The organism is Haliscomenobacter sp. (assembly GCF_041740695.1).
Classification (GTDB): Bacteria; Bacteroidota; Bacteroidia; order Chitinophagales; family Saprospiraceae; genus Haliscomenobacter.
Genome location: NZ_JBGSLK010000033.1, coordinates 35117 through 52793, shown reverse-complemented (window position 1 = coordinate 52793; position 17677 = coordinate 35117). Strand labels below are relative to the sequence as shown.

The following is a 17677-nucleotide window of genomic DNA, read 5'->3' as shown; positions in this document are numbered from 1 at the left end:
AGTGGCTACCGCAGCGACTTATTCAGCGTTGCAGGTCTAAGTCGCTGCGGTAGCCACTTCTAAACTCTTAAGTCATGTACTCGGAACTCGTCACTCAAAAAAACAATAAAATTACCAATTGCTTGATAATCAACTTGCCTCAAGCCTATTTAAGCTTACCCCCCTTGCTTGGTGTACTTGAGGATTTTATTAAACAACAATTTTTCGTCAATGGGTTTGGACAAATAATCATTCATACCCAGGGCGCGGCATTTTTCCATACTTACGGTAGTAACATCTGCGGTGACTGCGATAATGGGGGTTTGAAGGTTCAGTTCCTTGCGGATGTACGTGGTAGCGTCAAAACCATCCATTTCCGGCATTTTTAAATCCATCAAGATCACATCGTACCGGTTTTGTTGGAGTTTTTCAATGGCAATTTTTCCATCGCCAGCCATATCAAATTCAAATCCAAAGTCATCTAACAATGTTTTCATCAAGAGCTGGTTCAGGGCAATGTCTTCCACGACCAATATTTTTACCTTTTTTATTCCTGCTTTTCCCAGTGCGCCTTTTGGAGAATTTTCCTGGCTCAGGTCTTCTGCTGGAGCTGTTTGTCCTTTTGCTTTTTTAAAGTCCAAAGAAAAACTGAAGGTAGAACCCTTGTTGACTTTACTTTTCACCTTCACCGTACCACCTTGCAGCTTCACCATCTGTTTGACAATGGCCAGCCCCAAACCCGTTCCCCCATACAAGCGGGTCGTTTCGGAGGCTACCTGTTCAAAAGCATCAAAAATCTGTTTCAGTTTGTTGTCCGGAATCCCAATTCCCGTATCACTTACCGCAAATTCAATGCCTACATTTTCGTCGTCTTCATGGAGCTTTTTCACCTGGACGGTGATGGTTCCCTCGTTGGTAAATTTTACCGCATTGCTGATCAGGTTTAAAATGACTTGGCGCAAACGCACCGAGTCGCCTACCACTATTTCAGGGATGCTCGTATCGTATTGTTTGATCAAGGTCAAATTTTTCTCCTGCATTTTGGTTTCGAACAAATGCAGCATGTCGGACACCGAAGAAAACAAACGGAAAGGGGTATGTTCAAGTACCATTTTTCCGGCATCGACCTTGGCCAGGTCCAAAATGTCGTTGATCAAAACGACCAAAGACTCGCCGGATACTTTAATCGCATTGACGTATACTTTTTGGGTTTCACTCAGTTTGGTCTTCATCAGCACGTTGGTAAATCCAATGATGGCGTTCATCGGCGTGCGGATTTCGTGGCTCATGTTAGACAAGAACTGCTGTTTGGCCTTTACGGCATCTTCGGCTACCTGGGTTTTTTGTTCGGCAATCACTTTGGCTTCAATCAATTCATTGAGGACTTTCTTTTGCTTCACCTGCGCCTCAGTAGCCAATTTCCTCAGCTCGGTGATGTCGACCATGGTCAACACAATCAACTCTTCGCTTTTGCTTGGTTGCTCAATGCTGTGCGCATTGAGTAACAATGTTTTGTGCCCGGCTACGGCAAAATCGAGCTCTACTTCAAAATCTTGGAAGTGGTTGTTTTTGGGCACAATGTCTTCCAGCAGCTCGCGCAGGGCGGGAATATTCCATTGGCTGTTGCTCAACTTGAACAACACGACGCCGATGATGTCTTCTTCGCGCACTTGGAAGGTGGTGCAAAATGCCTTATTGGCGGATTTAATGCGGATGTTTTTGTCCAATACGAGCGTGGGCTCGTGCACCGTGGCCAGAATCGTTTCGTAATAAGTGTACAGTTCTTCAATTTGTTGAATGCGGGCGTACAGCTCATGGTTGCTGGTGGTCAGCTCTTCGTTGGTGGATTCAATTTCTTCTTTGGAGGTTTCCAGCTCTTCGTTTAAGCTCTGCAATTCTTCATTGCTGGAAATGATTTCTTCATTGGCACTTTGCAATTCTTCGTTGGCGGCATCATGATCCTGGGTAATGGTGTTCATGTAGGCCCGGGCTGCCGCCAGTTCTTCTTCCAGTTTTTTGATCCTACGGTCTTTGGCGGCAGTATTTTTTCCTCCATTTTCAGCTGGGGCATCGGTTAGCTCCATTTGCTGCCCGGTAAATACCACGACCAGCAGTGGTTCCTCTCCCTCTATCGTGAGCGGTGCCACTTCGATGTTTGCGATATGGACGCGGTTGCCCTTGGCATCCCGATTCATTTCAACGCCAGTTTTGCGCACCGCCAGTTTGGTTTTGATGGCCTCCTGGATGGCATTGCGCAACTCGAAAGTGATTTCGAAGTGCGACATCTTTAAAATATTGAAACTGGCTTTGCCAGGTGCAGGTTGGAGGTACAAGGAAGTGGCACCCCGGAATTGCAGAATGTCCAGATCGTAGTTGATGATCACACTGGCGGGTACATATTGACCGAGCAGTGCGGCATCAAAGGCGCTGCTCAGGTCACTTTTGGCGGTGGTGGGAGTCTTTTTTGGCATACTAGTGGTAGACTTGTCTTTATCGCTTGAGCCAAGGTGCAAAATACGCGGATTTATTTCTGGAATTCGGTAACTACCCGAATTTTTTTTGCGCGAATAAATTCTGTACTTTTTATTCAGTGCCGTAAACAGCTGAGTGGAAGTTCCAATGGTTTCTGACTTGCCCAGCATCAGGCATCCATCATCATTTAGCGCATAATGAAAGGTGGAAATGATCTTTTTTTGGGCGGAGGTGTCGAGATAGATCAGCAAGTTGCGGCAACTGATAAAATCCATGCGGGAAAAAGGAGGGTCGCTCAAAATGTTGTGCTCTGCAAAAACACAGACGTCGCGCAGGGTTTTGGTGATGCGGTACTTGTCTTTGATTTTGGTGAAAAATTGCTGCAAGCGTCGGGGCGAAACATGTTTGAGTTGGTGCAGTGAATATTCTCCAATGCGGGCGGTATTGATGGCTTGGGCACTGAGGTCGGACGCGAAAATTTGGAAAGTAATGTGGTGGTTTTGTTGGTTGTGCAATTCAAACAGCAGCATGGCCAGGGAATACACCTCTTCACCTGTGGCACAAGCCGCCACCCAAATGCGTAGCGTTTCACCCTGTTTTTTGCTACTGAGCAAGCGAGGAAGAATGGTACTTTCCAAAAGTTGGAACGCCTCAGTATCTCTGAAAAAATCGGTTACATTGATCAGCAGGTCCTGATACAGCAGGTCTATTTCTTCGGGTTTTTTTGCCAGCAATTCGGCGTAATATGGCAGGGTATCCACTTTATGAATCAGCATCCTGCGCAGCATGCGCCGCTTGATGGTACTCATTTTGTAGTGGCTGAAATCGACGCTCTTGGTTTTGTGGATGAGTTGCAGGATGCGTTTTAAGTCGGGGTTGCTGTTTTCAATGGCATCTTCGGGCGTTGATTTTATCGGCGTTCGTTTCACCAAAGGGTGTTTGCCCATCCAATTCAATTCCCGGGCCATCTCTGGAGGGGACAAAATGAAATCAACGATCCCTTCGGCAATAGCGGATTGGGGCATGCTGCCAAATTTGGCGGAATCATCCTGCGCAAAAGTGATGCCCCCAGCCAGCTTTATTTCTTTCAAACCCCGGGTACCGTCACTGGCGCTGCCAGATAACACAATGCCTACCACATTCTCCTGGTGCGTTTCGGCCAGGGAAGAAAACAGCACATCAATGGACAGGTTGCTGGTTTTATTTTGTGGGCGTGGAATGAGTTTGATGTGCCCGTCGGTAACTGCTATGTCTTTGTTGTAAGGCATCACATATACATGATCGGGTTGCATTTTGTCCATGTCCTCAATGTCCTGCACGGGCATGGTGGTGGTTTTGGACAAAATGGGGGTTAGCAAACTTTTGTGGTCGGGGCTGAGGTGCTGCACGTAGATGAAGGCCATGCCTGTGTTGGGCGACAGGTTTTGCAGCAGCGAGGTGACGGCTTCCAGCCCACCCGCCGAAGCACCAATGGCCACAATGGGGAATGGATGGGGGCTCTTCGGTTTTTCGCTGAGCGTGCTGGCGTCGGTTGAATGTGGGGCTTCAGGCTGCTTGGCTATACTCGATTCGGCCTGCTTGCTGCTTCCTTTTTTGGGAATTGCCTTTTTTTTATTCGGAACGGGATTAGATTTCATTGTGCAACATTTAGCTTGAAATCAAGCCTTTACATGAATCCCTCCTTGATCAAGTATCGGCTGCTAAGACGAGCCAAGAAGTGCATTTTGGAGCGGCAACACATTATTCATTGCCGCACTCGATAAATATAGTGATTAATTGTGAAATAATTTTTTGTTTTATGTGCAGTTGGCTATTAGGCGTAGCAATAGTGGTATCATTTTGATTCGCCCTTCTACCAGTTTTTCGAATTCCTCATCAATAGGCTCCCATGGCTCAATTTTATTGCCTTTGCACATTTTTATGAAATCAGCTGTATAACAAGTGGTTTTTCAGCTAAATTTCCTTTTTTACAGCTCAAACAAACACGACCATGTTTAGAATTTACTTATCCTTGCTGATCATCTTGTTTAGCCTCCAAAACATTCAGGCCCAACAAATCGCCAAAGCCGACTACCAACGCGCAGTTGCCTCCCTTTGGGGCAACATCAACAACAAAAAGGTATTCAACCACAACCCACAGCCTATTTGGGCGCAGGATAGTTCGGGAATGCTTTTTGTTTCTCAAAATAGATTGGGCCGTACCTACCTCAAAGTCAACTGGAAAAGCAAAAAAATTGAGCCCCTGCTGGATCAGGATCGATTGGCTAAAATCCTGAGTGATAGTTTAAAAACCACTGTAAAAGCCAGCGATTTACCCATCCAAAACTTGAACTACAAAGACGCCAAACACCTTGTATTCACCAATCTCGGGCGGCTTTTTGAACTTGATCTCGAAACTTACAGTCTCAAAAGACTGAATCGACCTGCCCCGGCATTTTTCGAATCCAAATCGCCCGATGGCAAGTGGATCGCCTACACCGATAAATACAACCTCTACCTCAAATCCACCGCCGATGGCAGCATCCGACAGTTGAGCACTAAGGGGGAGCGATTGTATGAGTACGGCACTTTTTATGGCTGGTCCGACATCATTGAGGGCGAAAATGGGGAGCGGCCCCGGCGTTTTTCGGTACGTTGGTCGCCCGACTCCAAATGGATTCAGACCTATGTGACCGACCTGCGCGTCGCCAAAAAAATGTACCTGTTGGATTGGGGCCAGGATGATTTGTACAAACCCAAATTGCTGGGTTACTACCGCGGCTCACCCGGCGATACCGACATGGTGCGGATGATTCCCGTGTTTTACAACGTTGCCACCGGTGCCGAATACCAAAAAAATCACCTGCAAGGCACCCATACCAATCCCATCCAGTACGAATGGTCCAAAACCAGCGGGGTGGTGTATCAGGAAAACGCCATCCGGGGTTATCAGGCCGTGGAATTGCACCGCTGTGACCTCACCAAACAATCCGAAGAATTGCTTTACCGCGAAACGAGCCCTACCAACATTGACAATTACAGTTCCGAAATCTTTGAGGATTGGGGCAAAGTGCTGATCACCTCGGAGCGCGACGGCTGGAAGCAATTGTACCTGCTTGACCTTAAAGACAAGTCGCTGAAACCACTAACCAATGGGGCTTATTACATCAATCAAGTTTTACATGTTGACAAGGCCAAAGGGTTCATCCTATTCAACGCGCAGGGCAAGGAGGCGGGGCGCAATCCCTATTACCAACACTTGTACAAACTGACCCTGGCTACGGGCAAAGTGGAATTGTTGACGCCTGAAAATGCCAATCACGATGTGTTTGTATCGCCGGATGGGTTGTATTTTATGGACAATATTTCTACGCCCACTCAGCCTACGCGTACGGTTTTGAAAAGTCACAGCACGCCCCCACTGAGCTTGGAATTGCTCAAAACGGATGCCTCTGGCCTGGATTCGATCAAGTATCGTTTGCCCGAACCGTTCACCGCCATCGGCAAGGATGGGAAAACTACCATTTACGGTGCCATCTGGAAACCAAGCAATTTTGATCCTCAGAAAAAATACCCGGTCATTGATAATTCTTATACCGGGCCGCATACTTTTACGACTCCTCGTAATTACACCACGGCTTTATGGTCCAACCAGCCCTTTGCGGAACTGGGTTTCATTGTGATCACGGTAGATGGTTTGGGCACGGCGGGCCGATCGAAGGCTTTCCACAATGTGTCTTACAAAAACATGGGCAAAAACCTGGAGGATCACCGCCTGGCCATCCTGCAATTGGGGCGTAAAAATCCCTGGATGGATACGACCCGGGTGGGCATTTTTGGGCATTCGGCGGGTGGTTACGACGCAGGGCATGCGGTGCTGGAGTATCCAGATTTTTACAAAGTAGCCGTAGCCAGTTCTGCCGACCACGATTTCAGGATGGAAAAAGACTGGTGGCCAGAAATGTACATGGGATGGCCGGTGGATTCAACTTACCACCAGGTTTCCAACATCACCATGGCCAAAAATCTGAAAGGGAAATTACTGATCACCCACGGGGGCATCGATGAAAACGTGAACCCTTCGGCAACTTTCAAACTGGCGGAAGCGCTCATCCGCGCCAACAAGGAGTTCGACATGCTCATTTTGCCCAGCCAAAAACATGGCTATCAAGGCATTTACAACGATTATTTCACCAAGAAGCGTTGGAATTATTTTGTGGAGCACTTGTTGGGGGTGGAGCCGATTTGGGAGTTTGAGCTGAAGTGATTAGGTGACTCTTAGGTTTCTTGGGTTTCTTAGGTGGTAAAAAAGAAAAAACCTGCGCAGCAGGGTATTCTTTCACCACCTAAGAAACCTAAGGCACTCAAGGAATCACCTAAGGAATATTGCTTTGGGCTCAACTTAATTCCGCCCCATATTCTGCAACAAATACCCTTTCATGATCCGGCTAATGAACTCATTTGCATTGATGTACACCCCAACTTCAGCGTTCGGCGTTTTGCTTTCATCCACCTTCGTGAAGCCCTTATCATCCACACTTACGTTGACCATTTTGGTTTTGAACAACTCGGGATACAACAACATGCCGATGGCTACCGGATCAAACAAGGTTGGTGTTTCATTGCCCCACAAGACGTACAAGCCCGTAAGTGCATTGGTCAGCGGGGATTGGCGCATGTGCAGAATATCGCGTTTGGCTTTGTCGAGTTTGACAAAGGCGGTAATGTCCAGGCCTGCGTAGACGATATTGGCCCCGGAGTTGACAAATTTTTTAGCCGCTTCAATGTCGCATTTGACATTCCATTCTGCCTCCGGAGTGGGATATCCACCGTAACTCACATAAAACGAGCCAAACATGGCGTAGATTTTTTTGGCCGTTTTCAGCGCATTGGGGTCTTTTTGCAACACATCGCCCAGGTTGGTAACCGGGCCTACTGAAATGATCACCACTTCGTTGGGGTATTTTTTGAGGCTTTCCAGAATGAAATCCGCTGCACCTTGTTTGTTCGGTTGAAGTTTAGTAAAACCTTGCGCCCAGTAAAATTGCTCGGCGTACCAATTGGCCCGTTCGCTACTGGCGGAAGTATTGCGGCCCAGGTACACGGGGATTTTCTCCTGCCCCATTTCGTATAAAAACTTGAGGGCCAAAGTGGCTCGATCATTGGTGCGGCCATAACAGGTGGTGATGCCCAGGACGTCCACTTTGTCTTGCTGGGTCAGGAGCATGGCCAGGGCAAAGGCATCGTCGATGTCATCGCCGAGGTCACAGTCGAAGATGACCTTTTGGCGCGTGGGGGTTTGGGCAGTAGCGCCCAAAGTAAAAAGTAGAAAAAGGAACAGAAGAAAATGTTTCATGTTAGGGATGCAAATTGATGGTCTGTTAATATGAGTTTATCCCACATTATTAGAAACTCACCAAAGCGGCATTTTTTATCACAAAGAAATCACAAAGCGGCGCGGAGGACACAAAGTTAGACGTTGACGGAGCTTTCGTTTACCATTTACCCTTGTCAAAGTCTAACTTTGTGTCCTCTGTGTTCTCTTTTTTCCCTTTGTGATAATAAAAATGTCGCTTTGGCTGTGGACAGGCTCATGTTTTTGACCAAAATAAAGAATTGTGATTGTCAGAAACAAAATACTCCGCTTTGTGTGATTATCCTAGTTCCATGCTTACACTTCATTAAAAACCTTCCGCGCTGCTTCCCGCCACTCCAAAGGCGTCCTATCAAATTCCTGCTTAAACACCCGGGCAAAATAACTGGGATCACTAAATCCACAATCGTAAGCCACTGAGGTGACACTCAGCTCAGGATCCAACAACAAAATTTTGGCCTGATTCAAACGGATCTGGCGAATGAATTGATTGGGTGAAAAACCCGTAAGCGCCTCCAGCTTGCGTTGCAACTGGCGTTGACTCAGGTGGATGGCTTTGCACAATTGTTCAATGCTGAAGGTGTGATCCGATAAATTGGCCTCGATACATTCACGAATTTTTTGCACAAAAACGTCTTCCCTTTTTTCCAAAGTTGATCCCTCCAGCGCAGCATGCGCTCGCAAACCCGCAGATTGCAAGTAATGCTGCTTCAATTTTTCCCGCAATTCCAAGAGTTTTTTGATGCGCAGCCGCAGTTCCTCGGGCTGGAAAGGTTTTTCCAAATACACATCTGCGCCACGATCCAAACCGGTTAATTTGCTTTCAAAATCGGCTTTGGCGGTCAGCAAAATGATCGGTATATGGCTGCTGCGCTCATCGTTGCGCAAGTGTTGGCACAAGGTAAAACCATCCATGCGGGGCATCATCACGTCGCTGATGATCAGGTCGGGGATGAGTTCGGTAGCTTTGTCAAATCCCTCTTGGCCATCCACCGCAAATTCCAGCCGGTATTCTGGCAAACAGGAGTTGAGGTAAGCGGCTACATCGGGATTGTCTTCCACCAATAGAATCAAATGATGGGCAGTAGTTTCGAGAGGAGTGGGCGTTTCATGCTGCGGATTTACTGCAATTGCCAAGGACTCAGCCCAGGCATCAGGCAATCCTTCAGCAATGGTTTCAGCAACCATTTGGAGTGGTAAAAACACCGTAAATTCTGCACCTTTGTTGCTACCTGTTACTGGACTTTTTACCCAAATTTCTCCTTGCAACAAATTGACCAGTTCTTTGGTCAGCGCCAGTCCAATCCCCGCACCTTCACCCTGCCGGGTAGGGCTGTCGTCAACCTGATAAAAACGGTCAAAAATGTGGGGCAACTGCGCCTCAGGAATGCCAATGCCCGTGTCTTTGACGGTTATTTGTAAATAGGGCTTTTCATTTTGGAAACTGCGATCGATAGACAGATAGATATTGCCGGATTCCGGGGTGAATTTCAGGGCGTTGGACAACAAATTGGAAACGATTTGCCGCAGTTTCTCAGGGTCATATGCACAATCCAATTCCTGCAAGGTGGACAAAAAATGCAATTGTTTTTGTTGACTTTCGGCCAAGGAATGGAACGATTCAACCATGTAGCGCAAAAACGCGATGACATCCCCCTGGATAAAACGCAGCGACATTTTCCCACTTTCCAGCCTGGACAAATCGAGCATTTCATTGACCAGTTGTAAGAGCTGTTGCCCATTGCGCAGGATCATTTCTTGCTTGAAAGGCAAGTTTTCGCTGGGTTTTTCCAGGGTTTGTTGGGCCATCCCCAGGATCACGGTTAGGGGGGTACGAAACTCATGGGTGATGTTGGTGTACAAGCGGGTTTTGGCGGTATCCAGTTCTTTTGCTCGGGCTGCTTCGCGGGTTTCGTAGGCGAGTTGAGCACGCAGTTTTTCCCGGTTGAGGTAAAATTGGAAGAGTGCCCTGCCGGCCACCGTCAAGAGCAACAAATAACCCAGATAAGCCCAAGTGGAACGCCACCAGGGTGGCAGTATTTTGATGTTGAGTGTGGCTACATGAGGGCTCCAGATGCCCCTACTGTTGCTCCCTTGTACCCGGAAACTGTAACTGCCGGGGGGCAGATGCAAGTAGGTCGCCGAACGACGCGTGCCCGCTTCAATCCAGTCGGGATCAGCCCCGACCAGTTGGTAACGGTACTTGTTGAACACAGATCCAGTGTAATCGAGCGCGGCATATTCCAGACTAAAGATGTCTTGCAAATGGGTCAAGGTGATGCGCTCGGTAGTTTCGATGCTGCTGTTCAAAATTTTAGCATCATCCCCAACACTGACTGGGCGATTGTTGACCGCAAGGTTGGTGATGAAAATTCGGGGTTGGTAGTCACGACCCAACATTAACTTGGGGTCAAAAACATTGAATCCGTTTACGCCACCAAAAGCCAGCTTTCCATTGGGGAATTTGGCTAAAGCCCCAGTGTTGAATTCCTGGTGTTGCAAGCCATCCGCTGTGCTAAAACTCCGAATGGTAAACTGCCGTTTTTCTGACTTGTACTTTGATGGGCGGGCTTGGCTCAAGCAAAAAATACCCCGGTTGGTACTGCCCCATAAATTTCCCTGCGCATCGGCTAGTAGGCCATAAACGACATTGTTGGGCAAGCCATCCTCCGTGCTCAGGTGCAGGAAATCTCCCGATTTTTTGTCTAAACGATTTAAGCCTACCCTCGTACAAATCCAAAGATAACGCTGGGGAGCATGAGGGTCGTCCAGAAAGCCCGTCACGTAGTTGTAACTGAGCGAATTGCGTTGATTGGGTTCATTCCTGTACCAGCGAAAATGAGGCTTAGCTTTGGAGAAATCAGCTTTGACAAAACCCTCCAAGGTTCCGATCCAGATCAGGCCGTCGCCACCCTCGTACAAGGCAATAGATAGGGAGTGATGCTGCATGGGTTTGGCCGGATCAGCAAAATTGTAAATTTTCACCTGATTGGTTTGGGGGTCAACCCGAGCCAGTGCGCCTTCTAAACCAGCCAGCCAGACATTGCCCTGGTGGTCTTCCAGGATCGGTTGTTTTTCGGCAAAAGTGGCAGCGGGGATGGGAATATGGGTAGGAGCGCCGCCCGCGCGAAAACGAATGAGATCTGTATTGGTCAAGGCCCAATGTTCAGCTGAGCGGGTGAGCAATACATTACTGACCTGAGAGGAAATCGCGCCCAGGCCATCCACTTTTAGGGACTTGCCGCGCAGCTGGTACCAAAGCTTGCGGTAAGAATCCAGATAAACCGAACCATCGGGAGCTGGAATGATTCGACGGATGCTGATGCCTTCGGCGTAGTGTCGAAATTTGCTCTGGTCAGGGTTGAACTTGTACACACCATAATCATGAGTGCCTACCAACACCATACCCGAGCGGTCGGTAGCCAGTGAGGTTAAGCGCGCATTTAAATCCAGTGTGAGCAATTTAGATTGAAATAGGTCTGTTTTTTGCTCCTTGGCAAGCGTATTTAAAGGCGCTTTCATTTGGGTAAAAAAAGGCACTGCGCTCCATTTTAGTGGTTTGCCAGGCTTCCATTGCCGCAGATCGAGGCCGTACAAACTATTGCCTTTGATCAACCACAGTTTACCATCGGGAGCAATTTGTAGGTCAAGCACCTCGATTAAGGCTTCAAAGAGTGGTGCAGCACGTGTTCCATCCCAATAAAAAGGGGATTGGTTTTGGTCGCTGGCCCACAAGGTACCATCAGAGTTGGGACAAGCGAACTCGAACGAATACCCCTCGATGGCTTTGCGCAATTGAAAGGTTTGGGGATTAAACTGATAGATGCAACGGTCGTTGCCCCCCATCCAAACCCGGCCCTTACTGTCTTTGGCAATCCCCGTCACATCAAGGTTGTGGGCTAAGGTGAGCCGTTGAATTTTAGGCGGCGTGTTTTTTTCAAAAAAGTCGTCGGCTAACGAAATTACATTCAAGCCCGCAGCATCAGCAGCAGCCAGAATGTTGCCCGCAGCATCTTCAGCAATGCAGCGTATCTGATTGCTGGACAAGCTCAAAGGGTCTTTTGGGCGGTATTGAATCCGGTGAAAACGTGCCGTCTTTTTATCATAAACATTCAAGCCTTCGTTGTCGGTTACGATCCAAATCCGGCCTTTACTGTCTTCAAATAACTTCAGGATGCTATTGCTGGACAAGGAATGTGGATCGTAAGTGTCGTTCGTGAATACTTTAAAGTTGTACCCATCGAAGCGGTTGAGTCCGTCTTTGGTACCAAACCAAAGGAATCCTTCGCGGTCTTGCAAAATGTCATAAATCATGCCCTGGGATAGCCCCTGCTGAATGGAGATTGACTCGATTGGAACTTGGGCAAAGCCTTGGACTAGACTAAGCAGTAGCACGAGTAGCATCCAGAACTGGAACTGTATGGGACTTCGATGTGGGACAGTCAGGTGTGTTATGGGTTGTTTCATGGCAAAGTAAAATGGGTCATAGTACAACGCAATGGACTGGGTATTGCGCCTAATTGGCTGGCAAAAAATTGCAGAAAGTCCAAAAAATCCTGGCAATGTCCAGCAAATCCGGTGCATTGACCAAAACATCCTGCAAGATGTCCGAAAAATGCAAGATTGTCAAGATGCCGGCCTTCACCTTTGTACCCGCAATTTTTCACCAAAACCCGACATGTTATGAGAAAATGTTTTTTGCTTTTGGCGTTTGCCTTTTCACTTTTTTATCCACTTAGTAAAGGGCAAGATTTTATTCCAATTGTAGCTGAGTCGTACACTAAAAGCTGTAGCTGTCAAGCGTATCAGCATGAAAGCTCCAAGGATTCTCTAAAAATTGATTTAGTGGCAGGTCAACATCCACCCAGTTTTGATGATTGGGACAATTATGTAAAAGGGAAGTCCATTTACCCCCAATTGGCCCGGGAAAACGGTATTGAAGGGACGGTCAGCGTGTTGGTCTATGTGTCTGAAAAAGGCCAGGTCACTAAAGCCCGGCTGATTAAAGGGCTCGGCTATGGCTGTGATGAGGCGGCTATAAACCTGGTTTACGCCATGCCTGACTGGACTCCAGCATCCAATTTTGGCATCCCGGTAAAAGGGAAAAAGGTGCTGGAGATCAGTTTTAGGTTAGTAGAAAAGTAAGTGAGTTTTAAGTTTGGATCTTTAGAGTAGTATCAAGTTGGAGCTTGCTGTCCCTACCTCCTTTACTCAGCCCGATTAACCGAAGTTGGAGGTAGGGCAGCAAGCCTTTTTTGTCATTTCTAATGTGGCAAAAGTCATGATTGTAGTTGGTTTTGTTTCTTAAAAAGGCTATTATTGTAAAAAATTACTTCAATGATCCGGCACATTAATGCTTTTGATGAAATTGCTTCTTTTATGGCTTCAGGGATAGATCCGGAAAGGCTCATTTCCTACGAAATCCCTGTCTCACTAATTGAACGTTATGAAATTCTTGTAGAAAAAGAAAAAAATGACAAAATCAGCCCTGAGGAGAAAGGAGAATTAGATAGTTTATTAATGATCAACCATTTAATCAGCCTAGCTAAGTTAATGGCAATGAAAAAACTGGCTGCTGCATGAGTTGTATTTTATATAAAAGAAAGGGTGGCACCCTTAAATGCCACCTCTACTGACCGTTATTTCATCGGCTACCCTACAAATTCCGCTTCTTCAACTCCTCCACCGCATTATTCGCCGCCCTTGCCGTAATCGCCATAAAAGTCAGCGAGGGATTCTGCGTCGAGTTGCTGGTCATACAGGCGCCATCGGTCACGAACACGTTTTTGCATTCGTGCAATTGATTCCACTTGTTGAGCAAGGAGGTTTTGGGGTCTTTGCCCATGCGTACACCGCCCATCTCATGGATGTCCAAGCCTGGAGCCTTATTCGGATTATCATGGGTGCGGATATTGGTGAAGCCCGCCGCCGTGTACATTTCCGTGAGTTGTTCGTGGAAGTCTTTGATCATTTTTTCGTCGTTGTCGTCGTAGGCCACCGATACTTTCAGGAGGGGAACACCCCAGGCATCGGTCTGTTTGCCATCCAATGCCACGTAGTTGCTTTCCTTCGGAATGGTTTCGCCCATCATGTGGGAGCCTACGCGCCAGTTGCCGTATTTTTTGACCGACAAACTGTTTTTCAAGTCCTCCCCGATTCCAGAAGTATCGTTGTAGGTCATGCGGCTGGCGCTGAACCCGGAGGCGTACCCGCGCAAAAAGTCGGTTTCTTGCTTGAATACGTTGCGGAAACGCGGGATGTAACTGCCATTGGGACGACTGCCCGCCGTGGTGCTGTCCAGCATGCCTTCGTACTCTGCAGACATGGTGGTGCGGAAGTTGTGAAAAGCGATGTATTTGCCCAAAAGCCCATTGTCGTTGCCCAAACCATTGGGGAAACGATTGGATTTGGAGTTCAACAGAATGAGGTTGGTATTGATCGTGGCGGCGTTGACGAAGATGATTTTGGCGTAGTATTCCGTCATCTGTTTGGTGTTGGCATCTACTACACGTACACCCGTCGCCTTGTTTTTCTTTTCGTCAAAAATGATCGAATGCACCACCGAGTCGGGCTGCAAGGTCAATTTTCCGGTTTGTTTCGCCCAAGGAATGGTGGAGGAGTTGCTGCTGAAATACCCACCAAAAGGACACCCGCGCTCACAGATGTTGCGGTGTTGGCATTTGCCCCGTCCTTGCTGCAAATGGATGGGTTGTGGCTGGGTCAGGTGCGCACAGCGGCCAATGATGATGGGTCGAGAGCCGTTGTATTTTTTAGCCATCGTTTGGGTGAAGTGTTTTTCCACGCAAGATTGCTCGTGCGGGGGCAAAAACTCTCCGTCGGGCAGTTGGGCTAAGCCGTCTTTGTTGCCGGAAATGCCCGCAAAAATCTCCACATAGCTGTACCAAGGTGCCAATTCCGCGTAGGTAATCGGCCATTCCACCGCAAATCCATCACGGGCTGGACCATCAAAATCGTATTGCGACCAGCGCTGTGTACCTCTAGCCCACATGAGCGATTTTCCGCCCACCTGGTAACCCCGAATCCAGTCGAAGGGCTTTTCCTGGATGTAGGGATGCTCAGCATCTTTGACAAAAAAGTGAGCCGAGGTCTCATTGAACGCATAACAACGACTGGCGACGGGATTGGCATCCCGCATTTCCTTGGTGATTTGGCCACCGTGTTCAAACTCCCAGGGCGGCATGTTGGTTGTCGGATAATCTACGATGTGTTCCACGTTGGGGCCGCGCTCGAGGAGTAGGGTTTTTAAGCCCTTGCCCGTCAGCTCCTTGGCCGACCAACCACCGCTGATGCCCGAACCAACGACAATGGCATCGAAGCTGCGTTTTTTGATGGAATCTATAGTGAGGTTAGACATTGTTTGCGTCTGATTTTGGTTTCAATAAAAAAAAATGACTAGTGATTACTGTGTTACTGGTACACAACCATGATAAAAGCCCGGAGCAATATTGTATTTGGCAATGTTCACCAGGTAATGCTCCGAATTGGTGTAGCCACGAATGGTCAGGTTTTTGACCAGGCCGATGAAAGGTTTGCTGCTCGTTTCATCACTCATTTTTTTCAGCAATTCGATGCGTTGTTGGCTATCACATTGCACAAAAGGTTTGCTGTAACTTTGTTGCGCCAGGGTATTGGTTTGGGTCAAACCCTGCTGAAAAGTGGCCTTGGCCTTTTCATCATAGCAGTCCTGAATCATCCGCTGTACAAACTGCTGTACCTTGAGAGACTTGGCACCAGGTGTGCTGGTTTCGGGAATGAAGGTTTCCACAATTTCGGCCAATAAGGTTTCATCGGCTATAGCCGAAAAGTGAGTGGGACCAACGGATTCGGGCGTCCAACTGTTGGCCCAGGCGGGAAGTGCAACCAGGCCACCGAGGGCAACTCCGAGGCTTTTCATTGCAGCACGTCTTTTCATGGTGTTGATTTTTGAAAGTACTTTAAACAAGCTCTCCGCCGGAAGGTACAAAAAGATAGAATTCTAGAGAAATTTTGAGCGCTGGAACCTACTCCAATGCCATCCATTCGCGTGCTTTCGCCTGAATTTCCGGCCAGTTTTTAATCATTTTTGCTTCCCGCAAGGCTTGGTCTTGCTCCCATTTGCTCATGTTCAGGTAGGCTTTGGCCAGGTCGTAAGGTGTTTTACCCTGCTCCATGGCTTCGATGTTTACACCGAGTCGATCGAGGATGTAAATGGCGCCGGGGCCCGTGCCATAATACACCGACTGCCCCATCATGCCCCTTACCTCGGCTTTGGTTTCGATTGAAAACTCAAAAATGGAATAACTGAAATGGACGGGCTGGGTGGATTGGGTAAAAAACTGCAGGTTGCCCATGGTTTCGATGTATTTGGGTGACCCCTCCATTTGTTCCTGGTACAATTCATGGTTGCGGATCAGCTGATCGGGCGTGGGGTCCAGCTCCATTTCCACGCTGCGGATGGCCACGTATTGGCGCAAAATCTGCTTTAAGGCGGAAATTTCGCTGGGGTAGCTGGGCAGCTCTTTCATGATTTCCTGGCAAAGGATTTGGAGTTCCAATAACTCCCTGGTCAGTGGGAAATTGTCAAAATCCTGCTTGGATTCGGGTACACTCTCCCAACTGTCCTGATAGCGGTGAAACAATTCGTGGGTGGAAAAAGACACTGCCCGTGAGGTATCGCCAGAGCCTTCTGCCAGGTCGTCGGAATAAGCTTGAAGGTAATAGTTGTTGCCCGCGATGTCGAAGGTAAATTCAAACGTGCCATTGCCATCGGGGCCGAAAACTAGATCGTAAGCCTCTTTCATGAGCAGGTCGTAGCGGTAAATCACCAGCCCTTTGCCTTCTTTGGCATCTAGTCGGATCGCTCCTTTGGGTGGGGTTGGCGGGTTAATCACAAAGGCGCGGTCAGGGCCTTTTTCGGTAAAATGTACGAGGTATTGGCGGTAGCTGTTGTAGGCGTATCCTTTCCAGATTTCGTCTTTGGCGTAGATGTCGCCCAGTCCCTTGATGTGGCTGAAGAGGAGTTCATCCAGGGGATCGGCGAGGTCTGCACTGCTGACTGCTGCGTCAGATTGACTGCACTTTTCCGCACTGCTCAGGATGCACGCACTAAAAAAAAGGAATAAAATGAAGCTGAACGGGTTTGATTTGGTGTGGGTCATGTGGTGAATTTTATTGAAATGTACAGGAATTTTAGCTAAGGGGCCATAAAAAAATAAGTGCTCATTTTGCCAAAGGATTAGATAAGTAAACGATTCATTTTAAGTGTCTTATCTAATCCTTTGGCTCAAGAAAAATGAGCACTTATTTTTGCCCCACTACTAATGCTCCATCCCGTGTATGCGGCAATCTTGTACCTTTAACTGCGCATTAACTTTTTAGAATAAAATCCTTCAAATCATGCATGCCTTTTTCTCAACTACACCATTTTATCGAGAAAGCATCTTGGCCATTTTACGCATCATCATTGGCTTACTCTTGATTTATCACGGCTACGAGGTTTTTGATGCTACCACGATGAAAGGTTATCTGGAATGGGATGATTTTAAAAGCCCCTTGGGTGCCTTTTAGTCTATGCTGGAAAGGGGGCAGAATTTGTGGCCGGTATTCTGCTTACTTTAGGATTACTCACCCGGGTGGGCGCGCTGATTTGTATTGGAACACTAGCCTACATCACCTTTTTTGTCGGGCACGGCAAGTTCTGGTATGAAGACCAACATCCGTTTATGTTTGTGCTGTTTGGGGTGTTGTTTTTTTTCATGGGGCCAGGAAAATGGAGTTTGGATGCCCTGTTGTTTCCGAACAAAAAATAGTCGAAAATTGCCTTCAAAAGTACTTAGGCATGGCTTTCATAATGTATTTTTAGGGATCAACTTC

At 47.6% G+C, this 17677-nt stretch carries 11 protein-coding genes; 5 read left to right on the top strand and 6 right to left on the bottom strand.

Annotation, left to right across the window (positions count from 1 at the left end; genetic code table 11):
• Positions 1–155: 155 nt before the first annotated feature.
• Positions 156–4088: a CheR family methyltransferase gene (locus tag ACEW9O_RS07205; RefSeq protein WP_373549464.1), complete on the bottom strand. Its 3933-nt coding sequence runs from the start codon at positions 4086–4088 to the stop codon at positions 156–158.
• A 353-nt stretch (positions 4089–4441) separates the two neighbouring features.
• Here ACEW9O_RS07205 and ACEW9O_RS07200 point away from each other — a divergent pair, with 353 nt between their 5' ends.
• Positions 4442–6697: a prolyl oligopeptidase family serine peptidase gene (locus tag ACEW9O_RS07200; RefSeq protein ID WP_373549463.1), complete on the top strand. Its 2256-nt coding sequence runs from the start codon at positions 4442–4444 to the stop codon at positions 6695–6697.
• A gap of 135 nt (positions 6698–6832) precedes the next feature.
• Here ACEW9O_RS07200 and ACEW9O_RS07195 read toward each other — a convergent pair whose 3' ends face one another.
• Together ACEW9O_RS07195 and ACEW9O_RS07190 are read right to left on the bottom strand one after the other, a co-directional pair.
• Positions 6833–7786 (bottom strand): nucleoside hydrolase, encoded by a 954-nt coding sequence (locus tag ACEW9O_RS07195; protein WP_373549462.1) that lies wholly within the window; start codon positions 7784–7786, stop codon positions 6833–6835.
• Between the two features lie 315 nt (positions 7787–8101).
• On the bottom strand, positions 8102–12271 hold the full coding sequence (locus ACEW9O_RS07190; protein WP_373549461.1) for an ATP-binding protein: 4170 nt from the start codon (positions 12269–12271) through the stop codon (positions 8102–8104).
• A gap of 216 nt (positions 12272–12487) precedes the next feature.
• Between ACEW9O_RS07190 and ACEW9O_RS07185 the strand changes: the two genes are divergently transcribed.
• Together ACEW9O_RS07185 and ACEW9O_RS07180 are read left to right on the top strand one after the other, a co-directional pair.
• Entirely contained in the window at positions 12488–12949 is a 462-nt protein-coding gene (locus tag ACEW9O_RS07185; RefSeq protein WP_373549460.1) for an energy transducer TonB, read from the top strand.
• A gap of 192 nt (positions 12950–13141) precedes the next feature.
• Entirely contained in the window at positions 13142–13387 is a 246-nt protein-coding gene (locus tag ACEW9O_RS07180; RefSeq protein ID WP_373549459.1) for a hypothetical protein, read from the top strand.
• A gap of 73 nt (positions 13388–13460) precedes the next feature.
• Here the strand turns inward: ACEW9O_RS07180 and ACEW9O_RS07175 are convergent, their stop codons facing one another.
• The 3 genes from ACEW9O_RS07175 to ACEW9O_RS07165 all read right to left on the bottom strand — a co-directional run bounded on the left by ACEW9O_RS07175 (position 13461) and on the right by ACEW9O_RS07165 (position 16962).
• Complete coding sequence (locus tag ACEW9O_RS07175) at positions 13461–15179, bottom strand: GMC oxidoreductase (RefSeq protein ID WP_373549458.1); 1719 nt, start codon at positions 15177–15179, stop codon at positions 13461–13463.
• A gap of 45 nt (positions 15180–15224) precedes the next feature.
• A complete protein-coding gene (locus ACEW9O_RS07170; protein ID WP_373549457.1) occupies positions 15225–15737 on the bottom strand; it encodes a gluconate 2-dehydrogenase subunit 3 family protein in 513 nt (170 codons plus the stop codon).
• A gap of 88 nt (positions 15738–15825) precedes the next feature.
• Positions 15826–16962 carry a hypothetical protein gene (locus ACEW9O_RS07165; protein WP_373549456.1) on the bottom strand — a complete coding sequence of 379 codons (1137 nt, stop codon included), beginning with the start codon at positions 16960–16962 and terminating at the stop codon, positions 15826–15828.
• A gap of 238 nt (positions 16963–17200) precedes the next feature.
• On the opposite strand from ACEW9O_RS07165, the gene ACEW9O_RS07160 reads away from it, so the two are divergent.
• Positions 17201–17371 (top strand): hypothetical protein, encoded by a 171-nt coding sequence (locus tag ACEW9O_RS07160; RefSeq protein ID WP_373549455.1) that lies wholly within the window; start codon positions 17201–17203, stop codon positions 17369–17371.
• A 26-nt stretch (positions 17372–17397) separates the two neighbouring features.
• Positions 17398–17613 (top strand): hypothetical protein, encoded by a 216-nt coding sequence (locus ACEW9O_RS07155; RefSeq protein WP_373549454.1) that lies wholly within the window; start codon positions 17398–17400, stop codon positions 17611–17613.
• Positions 17614–17677: the final 64 nt, after the last annotated feature.

Bases quoted from the DNA above. Each gene is read 5' to 3' on its own strand.
- ACEW9O_RS07205 (WP_373549464.1), bottom strand. From the start codon at position 4,088: ATGAAATCTAATCCCGTTCCGAATAAAAAAAAGGCAATTCCCAAAAAA.
- ACEW9O_RS07200 (WP_373549463.1), top strand. From the start codon at position 4,442: ATGTTTAGAATTTACTTATCCTTGCTGATCATCTTGTTTAGCCTCCAA.
- ACEW9O_RS07195 (WP_373549462.1), bottom strand. From the start codon at position 7,786: ATGAAACATTTTCTTCTGTTCCTTTTTCTACTTTTTACTTTGGGCGCT.
- ACEW9O_RS07190 (WP_373549461.1), bottom strand. From the start codon at position 12,271: ATGAAACAACCCATAACACACCTGACTGTCCCACATCGAAGTCCCATA.
- ACEW9O_RS07185 (WP_373549460.1), top strand. From the start codon at position 12,488: ATGAGAAAATGTTTTTTGCTTTTGGCGTTTGCCTTTTCACTTTTTTAT.
- ACEW9O_RS07180 (WP_373549459.1), top strand. From the start codon at position 13,142: ATGATCCGGCACATTAATGCTTTTGATGAAATTGCTTCTTTTATGGCT.
- ACEW9O_RS07175 (WP_373549458.1), bottom strand. From the start codon at position 15,179: ATGTCTAACCTCACTATAGATTCCATCAAAAAACGCAGCTTCGATGCC.
- ACEW9O_RS07170 (WP_373549457.1), bottom strand. From the start codon at position 15,737: ATGAAAAGACGTGCTGCAATGAAAAGCCTCGGAGTTGCCCTCGGTGGC.
- ACEW9O_RS07165 (WP_373549456.1), bottom strand. From the start codon at position 16,962: ATGACCCACACCAAATCAAACCCGTTCAGCTTCATTTTATTCCTTTTT.
- ACEW9O_RS07160 (WP_373549455.1), top strand. From the start codon at position 17,201: ATGCATGCCTTTTTCTCAACTACACCATTTTATCGAGAAAGCATCTTG.